Here is an 11,657-nt window from a genome sequence, read left to right as displayed (position 1 = left end):
TCGAGGTCAGGGGCAGGGTGTCCTCGGGGGTCCGGGTGGGTTCGCCGCGCAGGCGGGACAGGTGGCGTTCGACGGCGGCGAGGCGGCGGGTGTCCGGGAGGGCCTGGCGCAGGCGGAGGATGTCCGGGCCGAGGCGGCGCGCGTCCGCGTCGTCCTCGATGGCGCGCCAGCACGCCTCCGCGTTCGCCGCGGCCTGGCGGGTCTCCACGTCGTCCGCGCCGCGCGTGTCCAGCAGGCTCAGTGCGACGTCGCGGTAGAGGAGCGCGGCCTCCCGCTGGAGGCCCGCGAGGCGGGTGACGTGTGCGCGGACCTGACGCAGCTTCAGCACCGGCTCGCTGTCGGTGCCGTGCTCGTGCACGGCGGTGCGTTCGAGCGCGATGGAGTCACGGACGGCGCGGGCGTGCTCGCCGGCGTCCGCCGCGGCCACGATGCCGCTGATGGCCTCCCGGTACGGGGCGATGTCGTCCGGCGCCGACGGGCGGACCTCGCCGAGGTGGACCGTGGGCGGATGCGGCGGCAGCGGCGGCATGTCGTACGGCGTGACGTCCGGCGGCAGGTCCATGCGGGGCATCGGCGGCGGCGCGATCAGCGCGCCGGTCAAGGGCAGCTCCACGGTCACGGTCTCCGGGGACCGCTGCGCCACGACGGGCACGGATGCCGGCGCCGGTGCCGGTGCCGACTGCTGCGGAACGGTCGCCTGAGGCGCGGTCGCGACCGCCTGCTCGGGCGGTGCCGCAGGCTCCCCCGACGGCAGCTGGGCCTCGACGAGCGTCGAGGCCAGGCGGCGCGAGGTGTTGCGGAAGACCTGCCAGCCCGGCGCGTGCGAGACGACGATCTGCGTCTCCGGGCGCAGCACCGTGTGGACCTGCTGCTGCAACTGTTCCGGCGTCAACCGCTCGCCCGCGCCGGGGCGTCCGCCGTGCAGGGCTTCGACGAGCGCGCGGGTGAAGGTGCCGACCTGCTGCGGGTCCGGGCTCACCGCAGCCCACAGCGGCAGGCCCGTGCCCAGCGGTGAGGGCAGTATCCGCAGTTGGGGCAGCGCGTCCGCGTCGGCGCTGAGGTCGCCGATAACGAGGGTGCCGAACTGCGCGGGGCGCAGCCGCAGTTCCTCCTCCAGTGCGCGCCAGGGCAGACGGCTCTGGTCCAGCTCGACGGAGAGGGAGCCGGTGCGGCGGTCACGGACCAGGTGTCCGCCGATGTGCACGAGCAGCGGGCCCGGGTGACGGGCCGCGGCGCGCAGATGGTCGCGGATCGTGTCCGTGTCCACGGCGGAGGGCAGCAGTACGCTGTCGACGCCGTCGGCCGCGAGCAGCACCTGTGGCGCTATCGACGCGAGGATGCGGGTCAGGCCCGGGGCGGGCCGCCCCTCGCGCGGAGGAAACCGCCGTGCGGCGCGGCCGCTGCCCCCGTCGATGACGAGAACGCGCCCACGCAGCCCGTCTCCCCCGCTCATCTGCACCCCGCACTCGTCGCTGGGACCGGACGCCTCGGTTTCCGTCCGGTCCCCGCCACCCTACCGGCGCGAGAGGGGATCGATCTCCGCGGACCTCAGCTCGTCGAGCAGCGCCGCCGTCTCGGGCTCCGGCGGGAGGCCGGTCCGGGCCGACTTCGTCTCCAATCGGGCGACCGTGCGCTGGAGTTGTGGGCCGTCTCCGGAATCCGCGTGCACCAGCACGAGGTCGCGCAACAGCAACTCCGCGTCCGGCTCGGCGACGAGACCGCGGCGGGCGGCCGCGTCCGCGCCCTGGTGGTCGCGCGCACGGAGGCGACGCAGGGTCAACTCGTGGGCGACATCAACGACGGCGTCGGTCATCCCGGCCCGCAGCGGTTCCGCCCACGGGTAGGCGGCCTCGGCGAACGGCGCCCCGCGCACGAGCGCGAGCGCCCGGGCCAGCGCGATGTCGCCGTTGGCGCCCGAGTCGGCGAGTCCGCGGGCGCGGAGGGCCTCGAAGTCGTCCCAGTCGCAGCGCAGATTGACGGGCCGTCCGCCCGGCCCGTCGCCCAGCCACTCCCGCAGCCGCCCGATCGCGTCCGCGGACACGTACGCCCCCTGAGCCGGCCCGAGTTCGCGCCTGGCGGCCACCTCAAGCAGCCCGGCCCGCCATGCGGCCTCGACCGGCCCCATCGCCCCGACCAGCTCCACCGGCCCCAACACCCGCAACTGCGCCTCACCGGGCTCCGCCCCCGCGGGCGGAGCCCCGAGCAGCGTGAGGATCCACGGATCCGTGGGCTGCACCGACGAGGCCTGCACGGCGACGCGCGGGTCCGGGCCGAGCTGGGCGGGTGTCGGCAGCATGGGCGCTGCCGGGCCGAACCCCGAGGCCTGCGACGACACTTCACCCGCGCCGGGCACAAGGCCGCTGACGGGACGGCGATCGCCCTGCGCGGCACCTGACGGCGGTTCCGCGGAGTGCGGGACGTCGGGCGCAGGGAACCGCGAGGCCTGCGGCGGACCGGATGGTGGGGCCACCGGGCGCAGGCCCCCGTGCGCAGCGAACCGCGACGCCTGGGGCGGCACTTCATCTGCGCCCGGCGCAGGCGCGCTTGCGCCCGCGTCCTGCCGACGTGACCAGTCCGGGCTGGGCGAGGGCCGCCCGGGCTGCGCCGAGCCGGACAGCGGCACCACCGCACGCGGGCCACCGGGCGCAGGGAAGCGCGAGGCCTCGGGCGGTACTTCGCCGACGCCCGGCACAGCGCCAGTGGCCGAGAAGCGGCCGTCCTGAGCCGGTCCAGCGGGCAAGCCGGGCCGCCCGGGCCGCCCGGGCTGCGCCGAGCCGGACAGCGGCACCACCGCACGCGGGCCACCGGGCGCAGGGAAGCGCGAGACCTCGGGCGGCACTTCGCCGACGCCCGGCACAGCGCCGGTGGCCGAGAAGCGGCCGTCGTCAGCCGGTCCAACGGGCAAGCCGGGCCGCCCGGGCTGCGCCGAGCCGGACAGCGGCACCACCGCACGCGGGCCGCCCGGCGCGGGGAAGCGCGAGGCCTCGGGCGGCGCTTCGCCCGGCCCCGACGCAGGAGCGCCGGACGCGTGCTGCGGTCCCCGGGCGGGGACGCGGGAGGGGGATGTGGGAAGGCCCGAACCGGGAGCAGGAAAGCGGGAGGCGAGACCGGAGTCCCCGGACAGGGGCGATCCGCTCTGCGGACCAGCGACGGCCCCGGCGGCGCCCGGGAACGCACTCGGCTGCGCTCCGCGACCGGGTGCGGGCGACGGCCACTCCGCCGCCTCGCCCGAGGCTCGCTGTGGAGCCTGTTGCGCCCCGGGCGCGGGAAGGCGGCGCGAACCCGTCTCGCCGGTCGGCGTCGGCTGCGCCGCCTGTGGCGTGCCGAACGAGCCCCGCAGCGGCTCATCGGCCGCGACGCGGCCGGAGGCCCGCGCCGGCGGCCATTCGCCCGGCTCGGGGAAGCGGGAGGACGGGTGGCGCGACGGATCGTGGAGCGGGGTCGCCTCCGACCACGGCATGGACGGGGGCGGGGCGGAGTCGGTCGGCTGGACGAGGTCCGCGCCGAGGAGGCGGAGCCAGTGGTGGTAGGTCTCGTCGTCGAGGCGCTGGAGCTGGATGTCCATCTCCAGCCCTGGCACGACGCCGTGACCCGACGCGGGGAGCGTCCAGCGGGCGACCGGGCCGCTGCCCTGCGGGGGCGCCGCGGTGATGACGGCGACGCTGCCGCGGGGGCGGGCGTCGAGCAGGCGGCCCAGGGCCTCCGGCAGGTCGCCCGTCGGATAGCCGGCGCAGAGGACGACCTCGGGGGCCCACTCGTCGCCGCCGAGGCCGCGGCTGCGGGCCTCGCGTGGGGTCGCCGCGCCCGCCTGGACGAGCGCGTTGCGCACGGCCGCGTCGCGACGCTGCAGCGCGGCGACGGCGTGTTCGAGGTTGGGGTGGACGACGAGCCGGTCGTCGGCGACGGCCGCGAGTTCCTGCGCCACACCGACGACGTGGACGCCGACGCGGTCGGCGAGCGGGGTGAAGGTCAGCTCCAGCGCGAGCGTTCGCAGCACCTGCGCGATGTCGTGGGGCTCGCCGGAGACGTGGAGCAGGCGGATCGCCTCGAGGTCGACCAGGACGGTCGCCCCGTCGGCGGTCTCGCCGAGGCTGACCAGCGCGGGGTAGGGCGAGGGGACGACGGCCGCCGCCTCCGGGCCGAGCAGGCCCGGGGCATCGGGCGTGCACCACCACACCGTGGACGCGTGCGCGGCGCGGAACGGGGCGACCGGCGGCGAGGGGGCGATCAGGTGCAGCTCCACGGTGTGGGCCGGGGTGACCCGCGCGACGTTGATCGGGGGCAGGCGCCGCCCCTCTCTCGCGACGTTGCGGGCCATGCTGCGCAGGGCGCGCCCGAGCAGGTCGAGGTCGCGCACGGACTGCTGGGCGACCGGTGGGATTCCCGTCCCGGGGGGCGACTGGGTCGGCACGTGCCGACCGGAGACGACAGGCGCGGGCACGGACAGGGGCGGCAGCGGAGGCGTGGGCACGGGCGGGAGCGCCGCGACGGCGGGTTCGAGGGGTGGCTCGATCGGTGTCCGGAGCGATTCCGGCAGCTGCGGGGGCTTCGGCGGCCGACCGGAGGCACGGTGCTGCGGCGCCTGGCGCGGCGTCACCGCCCGTCGGCGGGAGCGGCGCAGGGCGACGGTGCCGAGGAGCACCGCGCCGAGCACGCTCGTTCCTGCGGCGACGGTGAACTGCGCCGCGGACTGGTGCCCTCCGTGCGTCGGCGCGGCGGAGGCGGGCGCCGGTACCGGCGTGTGGGCGGGAGCAGGCGCACTCGACGGGGACTGCGGGGTCGGGCTGCCGCCGTGGCCGTGGGTGAACACGCCTCCGCCCGACGTCGGTGCGGCGCTCGGGCTGTGGGATGCGCCGGGCGCGGGGGCGGGACTCGGGCTCCGGCCGTGCGAAGGCGGCGCGGGGGTGGGCGTGGGCTTGTGCGCCGGTGGCTGCGAGCCGTGCGGGCTCGGGACGGTGAGCCGCATGCCGGGCTCGATCAGGTTCGGGTCGGTGAGCTTCACGCCGTCCGGCGCGGCCACACCGCGGTTGGCGTCGAAGAGCTCCGGCCAGTCCCCGGCGCTGCCCAGCTCCCGTTCGGCGATCCCGGAGAGCGTGTCGCCGGGACGGACCGTCACTTCGGCGTCACGGTGCGCGGAGGCCGGGGGCGCGGCCGTCGAGCCTGAAGTCGACGTCGACGTCGACGCGGACTCGGCATCGGACACGGGCGAGGTCGCGGACGCGGCCGGCGACGCCGCGACGTGCGCGTCGCGCGGGAGCAGCAGCTTCCAGCCGGGCTGCAGCGGTCGCTCGGCGTCGAAGACCCGGTGCTGGGCGTCCATGACCCGGCCCTCGTTGAGCGCGGCGATCTCGTGCCACCGCTCGCCCGCGCCGAGGGTCCGCTCGGCGATGCCCCACAGCGTGTCCGCGGGACGGGTCGCGCGGACGAAGTAGTGCGGGTGCTGCGACTGCGGGGCGGCGTGGACGGGCGCGGCCGTCGGCGTGGCCTCGTCCGTCGCCTGGGCGGGGGCGCGATCCGGGGTGGCGGGTGCGCTGACGGCCAGTCGGGGCGCGGGCGCGCCCGTCGCGGCGAGGGCGCCGCCCGCCATCGGCAGGATCGCGAGGATGGCGCCGACCAGGCCGCCGGCCAGCCGTTGACTCCAGCCGAGCGCCGGCAGCCGCCGGGGCACCCGGCCGCGCAGTTGCGCCGGGATCTCAACGACCACGGAGAGGGCGAAGGCGAGCCATGCCGCCCAGCCGACGACGACCAGCGCCCACAGGAAGAGGTTGCCGTTGTCCGGCGTGGTCAGCAGCTGCGTCAGCGAGGTCTCGTGCGGCCGTGCCTGGAGCCCGATGGCCCAGGTGCCGTAGCCGAGCGCGGCGGGCAGGCCGACGAGCAGGGCGAGCAGTGTGACGAACGCGCAGAGCGCGCGGAGGAACGTGCGCACCATCTCTCACCCCTCGATGCCGGTGACGCCGTAGACGAATCTGGCCTGTCCGCTGCCGGTGACGGGCAGGTCGGTGATGCCGATCAGGTCGAGCAGCTGCGTTCGGTAGTCCGCCTTCAGCGTCACCTTGCAGACGTCGCGCTGGGGGAAGGACAGGGTGTACCCGGTCATGTTCGCAGAGCTGGCGTACTTCGCGCCCGCCTGCCGGGCCCAGGTCCGGTTGAGACGGTAGACGCCGCTCAGCACGGCCCGCTGGTCGACCTGTTCGCAGGCGGCGCGCGCGGCCTCGCGCGCCACTGCGTCGGCGCGTTCGCCCTCGTGGACCTTGCCGCCGCCGTCGAAGGTGAGGCCTGCGAGCGCGAAGAAGCCGATGACGCAGCCGACGACGAAGAACGAGATCGACCCCTGGTCGCCCACGTCCCCCGTCCGGTGCCCGGGCAGCCTCATCACCGGCCCCGGTAGGTGTCCACGACGGAGGTGAACTCGCCGGTCACCTTCCTGCTCAGGGTCAGCAGGCCGAAGTTGATCCGCACCGTGCAGGTCCCCTCGGCCTTCACGACGTTGTAGTAGCCGGCCGGAGGTTTCGGCGGGGCCGCACCGACCCCGTTGAAGGCCACGCCCACCGTCCCCATGCACTCCGACAATCCCCCCTGCTTGAAGACCACGTCGGCCGCCGCGGTCACGTTCTGCTGGACCTGGCTGGGGTCCCTGGTGAGCGACCCCGACCGGGCGGCGGCCTGGACGGCCGCGTCCATGGTGCCGTGGTCGTCCTGGAGCGTCCCGGCGGCGACCACGAAGGCGAAGAAGGCGAGGATGACCGGCAGCACCACCACCGTCTCCAGCGACAGCGAGCCGGCTTCGTCGCCACCCCGCTCCCGCTCCTCCCCGCGCCTCCCCAGGTCGCTCATCCGCCCGCCCCCACGAACCGTTCGACCGGCACGGTGACCGGCACCGTGATCTCCGGCCCGTCGAACAGGGTGCCCAGCACGGAGCGCACCCGGACGTGGACCGTCACGGTGACCGTGTGGACCGCGTCGTCCTGGACCGGCGGGTCGACGTGCGGGTCCTCCACCAGCCAGCCGCCGCGCTGCAGGAAGGCGTACGCGACCTGCACCGGGTCCTTGCCGCCGGACTGGGTGTCGGCGGCGACGGACGCCCCCTCGCGCGCGGCCCCGAGCGCGACCTGGCGGTCGAACCACCAGGACGACGCCTGCACCACGAGCATCACGAGCAGCAGCAGCACCCCGAAGAGCGCGACCAGCTCGACGGAGAGCGAGCCGCGGTCGCGGGGGGTCAGTGGATCGTGTTCGCCTTCGTCTTGACCACCTTGGTGAGGACGACGATCAGGGCGCCCGCCACCGCGATCAGTCCGATGGCCAGGGCCACCAGTTCGAAGCTCAGCGCGCCCAGGTCGCGTGTGCTGTGCACCTCCCGTGCCCGGGCCCTGACCCGCTCCGCGCGGGCTCCGGCCCACGTCCACACCATGAGCACCGGCAGCAGTTCGTCCGGTACGCGTCGTCCACGGAACATCTGTCACCACTCCTTCGGTCATTGCATCATCCGGGAGACTGCCGGGAATCCGACGAGCACGGTGAAGACCATCACCAGCGCCGTTCCGGGCAGCACCATGCGTTCGCTCACCACGTTGGCCCTGGCCAACTCGTCGGAGAGCAGCTCCGAGCGCAGGTTCGCGGCCCGCGCGCGGAGGGTCTTGTAGACGGCGGCGCCGTCGGTGCCGGCGAGCCGCATGGTGTCGGCCAGGTCCTGAAGGGGAGTCAGGCCCAGCTCCTCGGCCAGGTCGGCCAGCCCGTCCCAGGGCGGTCGGCGGTCGAGGGCGGCGCGGTCGAGGGCGGCCTCGATGCGGCGCAGCACGGGACCGTTGCCGACCCGGGCGGCGCACAGCAGCGCCTCGGCGGGACCGCGGTCGGCCGCCCGTTCCAGCGCCACCAACTCCAGGTAGGCGGCCACTGCGTGGAGGTAGTCCACCCGGGCCTCCTCGGCCTGGGCGCGCAGCAGCAGGTCGGGCAGGAACCACATCAGCGCGGCCAGGGCCAGCGAGCAGATCGCGGGCACCAGCACCGGGAGCGAGACGCCGGCGAGCGAGGCCATGAAGGTGACGTAGGGGAAGGCCACCAGGCCGAAGAGGGCGCTGATCAGTTTCTGTGCCAGGTGCCGTTCGGCGGTCCGCCCGACCAGCGCCAGTTCGCGCCGCGGCACGACGACGCCGGGCACGCCGCGCAGCCGGGCCCCGACCGCCTCGTAGAACCCGTCGGCGGTCGGGTCGCCGGTGACGGCCTCGCCGGGCAGCACGGGCTCGGGGTGCAGCCGTTCCAGCGCCGCCCCCAACTGCGGTGGGGCGGGTCGCAGTTCGGCGACGAGAAGGGCGACGCCGAGCCCGGCGAACCCACCCGTCAGCACCAACCAGGTGATCAACTCTCCTCCTCCTGCGCTGCGGTCGGCCCTGCGGCACGGACTCGCGAGCGCCGGTCGGCCTCCAGGAAGCGCGGCACCGGCCGGTGGGTGGCCATCGACGCCATCCAGGCCACGACGGCGACCAGCGCCAGCACCACGACGGCGAGCACGACCTGCCCGAGCGGCGTGGCGTAAGGGGCCGCATAGGACGGGTTGAGGGCGATGACGCCCGAGGCGCCGACCATGACCAGCACCAGCCAGCGGATCGTCGCCCGGTGCCTGGCCCGGTCCGCCTCGATGACGCGGCGCTGGCGCACCTCCTCGCGCACCGAGTCGGCGGTGTCCGCGAGGGCGCGGGCCAGTCCGGGGCCGCGGTCGCTGATCCGCAGCAGCAGCGTGGCCAGCACCTTGTCGGCGGTGGCGTCGCCGAGACGGTCCCCGAACAGGCGCAGCGCCTCCTCGGGGTTCATCCGGGACTGGATCCGGCCCACGAGCTCGGAGACGTCGGCCTCGATCGCGGCCGGGGCCGTGCGCAGACTGCTGACCAGGGCCTGCTCCACGCCGAGCCCGAGCAGCAGCACGTCCGAGAGGCGCTGGGTCCACTCGGCCAGCGCCTCCAGCCGGTCGATGCCCTGGTTCTGCGTCATGGTGGCCCGCAGGAACCACGGCAGGCCGAAGACGAGCAGCGGCACGATCAGCAGCGACACCACGTATCCGCTGAGCAGCCAGCCGAGGACGCCGCCGACGACGGCGAGGACGATCTGCAGCCGCCGCTGCTCCTGCGCGGCCCGGGACAGCCGCACGGAACGGCGCGGCGCGCGCCCGGCGCCCTCGTCCCCGCCGCGCGCGAAGAACACGAAGGCGACCACGCCGCCCAGCAGCAGCGCACCGCATCCGGCGTAGAGAAGCTGGGTCATGCGACACCTCCGACGCCCTGCTCGTCGTCCCCGCCGTTGACCCGCAGGCCGAGCGGGGCGGCCCAGGTCCCGTAGGGGTTGCGCAGCAGCGCGGCGTCGAAGCCGACGCGGCGCAGGTCGTCCAGGCAGGCCGGGGGCGTCTGCGGGACCGCGCGCGGCTCCGGCCACACCTGCCGGCCCTGCGCGTCGACGCCGCCCTTGCGCGGTCCGAAGACCGTGTTGAGCGCCGGACGTCCCTGCTCGCCGAGCCCCGCGACCTCCAGGACGTGCGAGACGAACCGGTGGCGGCGTCCACCGATGCCGGTCTCGTCGATCATGGTGACGTGCACGACGAAGTCGAGCGCGTTGGCGGTGAGCCGGTGCGCGAGCTGGTCGGTCATCTGCGCGCCGTACTCCAGGCACAGTTCGGCGATGCGGTCGACGACCATGTGCGGGGTGCGGGCGTGGAGCGTGCACATCGAGCCGCCCTCGCCGTTGGTCATCACCCGCAGCATCGGGACGACCTCGGCGGAGCGGACCTCGCCGACGATGATCCGGTTCAGCGTCATCCGCAGCGCGGCCGGGATCAGCTCACCGATGGTCAGCTCTCCCGCGAGACGGCCGTCGACGCGTTCGCCGTTGCCCTCGCGCGCCTCCATCGGCACCACCTGGCGCAGGTGCCCGAGGGTGTGCAGCCACAGTTCGAACTCCGACTCCAGCGTGCCGACGCGCTCGTCCGGCGGGATCTCGCCCGCCATCGCGCGCAGCAGGCTGGTCTTGCCGACGCCCTGGGTGCCGGTGATCATCACGTTCTTGCGCGCGCGGATCGCGGCGGCCAGGAACGAGGCGACCGTCGAGTCGACCGTGCCGAGCTGGACGAGGTCGCCCAGGGTGGCGTTCTGCACGCGGTGGCGGCGGATCGCGACGTACGGGCGCGGCGTCACGTGCGTCATCGCCTGCAGCCGCATCCCGCCCTCCAGGCGCAGCGCCAGCATCGGGCTCGCGACGGAGAGGCTGCGCTCGCCCCCGCCGTGACGGCGCGCCAGGTCCTGGAGCAGCTCGACGAGCTCCTCGTCGGTATCGGCGACGGGCGGCACCTGCCGCAGCGGCTGGTTCGCCTTGGAGATCCAGACGTCGTCGCAGCCGTTGATGAGGATGTTCTCGATGTCGGGGTCGTCCAGGTAGGGCTGCAGCCGTCCGGCACGGAAGAGCAGGTCGAAGACGACCTCCGCGAGCGCCCGGTCCTGCTCTCTGGTCGGGGTGACGCCGTGGGCGACGGCGTACGCGTCCGACCAGCGCGCCACGGCGTCCTCGATCAGCGCCCGCCCGCGCTGCCGCCGCCCGGCGGCGTCGGCGGGGCCTGCGGGCGCGTTGCTGAGCTGCTCGTACAGGTCGGCGGCGACCTGCCGCTTCAGCTCGCGCGCGACCTTCGCGTCGACGACCAGCGGGGCCGCCAGCCGGTCCATCGGCTCAACGGACACGTGCGACCTCCCCCGCCTCGCCGTTCCCGTCCAGGTGCCCGCCCGCGCCCGCGTGCTCGCCGTCCGGCGGCCGGATCTCCTCCGGCGCGGGCGGGCGCGGCGCGTGGTCGGCGAGCGGCGGCATCGCGACCATGCTCGGCGGGTTGAAGGGGTTCCCCGCGGTGTCGACCGCGGTGGGTTGCGGGTGCGGCATGGTCGCCTGCTCCAGATGCACGGACTGCAACCGCGCCGCCTGACCGGGCGTCACCGGCCCGATCGGCGACTGTGCGGGACCACTGGGCGCGGGCTGCCGCGCCCCCAACTCCGCGGCGGCGGCGAGGTCCAGCACTTCCCGCAGCGACCACGGCGCGCCCGCGGAGCCACCGGCCCCGCCCTCCGGCCCCGACGCCGCAGGAGTCGCCGACCACGGACGCACCGCGGGATCCGGCAGGCCCGCCTGCGGCGGCTCGGCCTCGCGGTGCGGCCCGTAGGGGTCGGCGGACGCCGACGGCCGTGTCTCCCCCTGCCACCACGGCTGCGGCACCGGCCCCACCGGCTCCACGTGCGCGGACCCCGGTCGCAGCTCCGGATCCGGGCCGGCGACGAACTGCTCCGCCGCGTGGCCCAACCAGGACGGCACAGGCCCCACATCGGCGAACTGCTGCGCGCCACGCGCCCCGGCGGGAGGCTCCGAACCGTGGCCTGCCCCCACGGGCGCGCCCGACGCAGGCTCAGCGGGGTCGGACACGTGGCCTTGCCCGGTCGGCCAGGCGGCCGCAGGCTCGTGGTGCGGGGTTCTGCCCGGCCACAGGGGCGCAGCCGCCGTCCTGTCAGTCACCCACGAGGAACCGGGAGTCGCCTCGGCATCCAGCGGAACACGGCCTTGCCGGCCGGCACCGGCCGCGTGTGCCGCCGCCGGAGGCTGCGAGGCGCGGTCGGGCCAGATGGGTGCCGATCGACCCA

Annotated in this window: 9 protein-coding genes and 1 pseudogene; all 10 read right to left on the bottom strand. The window is 75.5% G+C overall.

Annotation, left to right across the window (positions count from 1 at the left end; all coding sequences use genetic code 11):
• Positions 1–1,453: pseudogene (locus TR49_RS43705) on the bottom strand (hypothetical protein); the annotation flags it as partial.
• A gap of 60 nt (positions 1,454–1,513) precedes the next feature.
• On the bottom strand, positions 1,514–5,929 hold the full coding sequence (locus TR49_RS11005) for a LysM peptidoglycan-binding domain-containing protein (RefSeq protein WP_042380285.1): 4,416 nt from the start codon (positions 5,927–5,929) through the stop codon (positions 1,514–1,516).
• A 3-nt stretch (positions 5,930–5,932) separates the two neighbouring features.
• Positions 5,933–6,343: a hypothetical protein gene (locus TR49_RS11000; RefSeq protein ID WP_052434192.1), complete on the bottom strand. Its 411-nt coding sequence runs from the start codon at positions 6,341–6,343 to the stop codon at positions 5,933–5,935.
• A 29-nt stretch (positions 6,344–6,372) separates the two neighbouring features.
• On the bottom strand, positions 6,373–6,834 hold the full coding sequence (locus TR49_RS39865) for a TadE family protein (protein ID WP_052434191.1): 462 nt from the start codon (positions 6,832–6,834) through the stop codon (positions 6,373–6,375).
• The gene (locus TR49_RS44965) at positions 6,831–7,223 is read right to left on the bottom strand and encodes a TadE/TadG family type IV pilus assembly protein (RefSeq protein ID WP_268874074.1); all 393 of its coding nucleotides are present in this window, start codon (positions 7,221–7,223) and stop codon (positions 6,831–6,833) included. Before TR49_RS44965 ends, TR49_RS39865 begins: the two co-directional genes overlap by 4 nt.
• Positions 7,220–7,456 carry a hypothetical protein gene (locus tag TR49_RS44960; RefSeq protein WP_052434189.1) on the bottom strand — a complete coding sequence of 79 codons (237 nt, stop codon included), beginning with the start codon at positions 7,454–7,456 and terminating at the stop codon, positions 7,220–7,222. Before TR49_RS44960 ends, TR49_RS44965 begins: the two co-directional genes overlap by 4 nt.
• Positions 7,457–7,474: 18 nt before the next feature.
• Positions 7,475–8,359, bottom strand: a complete 885-nt coding sequence (locus TR49_RS10985; RefSeq protein WP_042380281.1) for a type II secretion system F family protein — start codon at positions 8,357–8,359, stop codon at positions 7,475–7,477.
• The gene (locus TR49_RS10980; protein ID WP_042380280.1) at positions 8,356–9,255 is read right to left on the bottom strand and encodes a type II secretion system F family protein; all 900 of its coding nucleotides are present in this window, start codon (positions 9,253–9,255) and stop codon (positions 8,356–8,358) included. The genes TR49_RS10985 and TR49_RS10980 overlap by 4 nt, the downstream gene beginning before the upstream one ends.
• Positions 9,252–10,715, bottom strand: coding sequence for a TadA family conjugal transfer-associated ATPase (locus TR49_RS10975; protein WP_084724786.1), 1,464 nt, complete (start codon positions 10,713–10,715; stop codon positions 9,252–9,254). Before TR49_RS10975 ends, TR49_RS10980 begins: the two co-directional genes overlap by 4 nt.
• Entirely contained in the window at positions 10,705–11,334 is a 630-nt protein-coding gene (locus TR49_RS10970) for a hypothetical protein (protein ID WP_042380276.1), read from the bottom strand. The genes TR49_RS10975 and TR49_RS10970 overlap by 11 nt, the downstream gene beginning before the upstream one ends.
• Between the last annotated feature and the right edge of the window lie 323 nt (positions 11,335–11,657).

This window comes from Streptacidiphilus melanogenes (assembly GCF_000787835.1).
In the GTDB taxonomy this organism is placed as follows: Bacteria; Actinomycetota; Actinomycetes; order Streptomycetales; family Streptomycetaceae; genus Streptacidiphilus; species Streptacidiphilus melanogenes.
The sequence above is the reverse complement of the archived record's forward strand: the minus strand, read 5'-3'. Positions and strand labels throughout refer to the sequence as shown.

Bases quoted from the DNA above. Each gene is read 5' to 3' on its own strand.
- TR49_RS10980 (WP_042380280.1), bottom strand. From the start codon at position 9,255: ATGACCCAGCTTCTCTACGCCGGATGCGGTGCGCTGCTGCTGGGCGGC.
- TR49_RS11005 (WP_042380285.1), bottom strand. From the start codon at position 5,929: ATGGTGCGCACGTTCCTCCGCGCGCTCTGCGCGTTCGTCACACTGCTC.
- TR49_RS39865 (WP_052434191.1), bottom strand. From the start codon at position 6,834: ATGAGCGACCTGGGGAGGCGCGGGGAGGAGCGGGAGCGGGGTGGCGAC.
- TR49_RS44960 (WP_052434189.1), bottom strand. From the start codon at position 7,456: ATGTTCCGTGGACGACGCGTACCGGACGAACTGCTGCCGGTGCTCATG.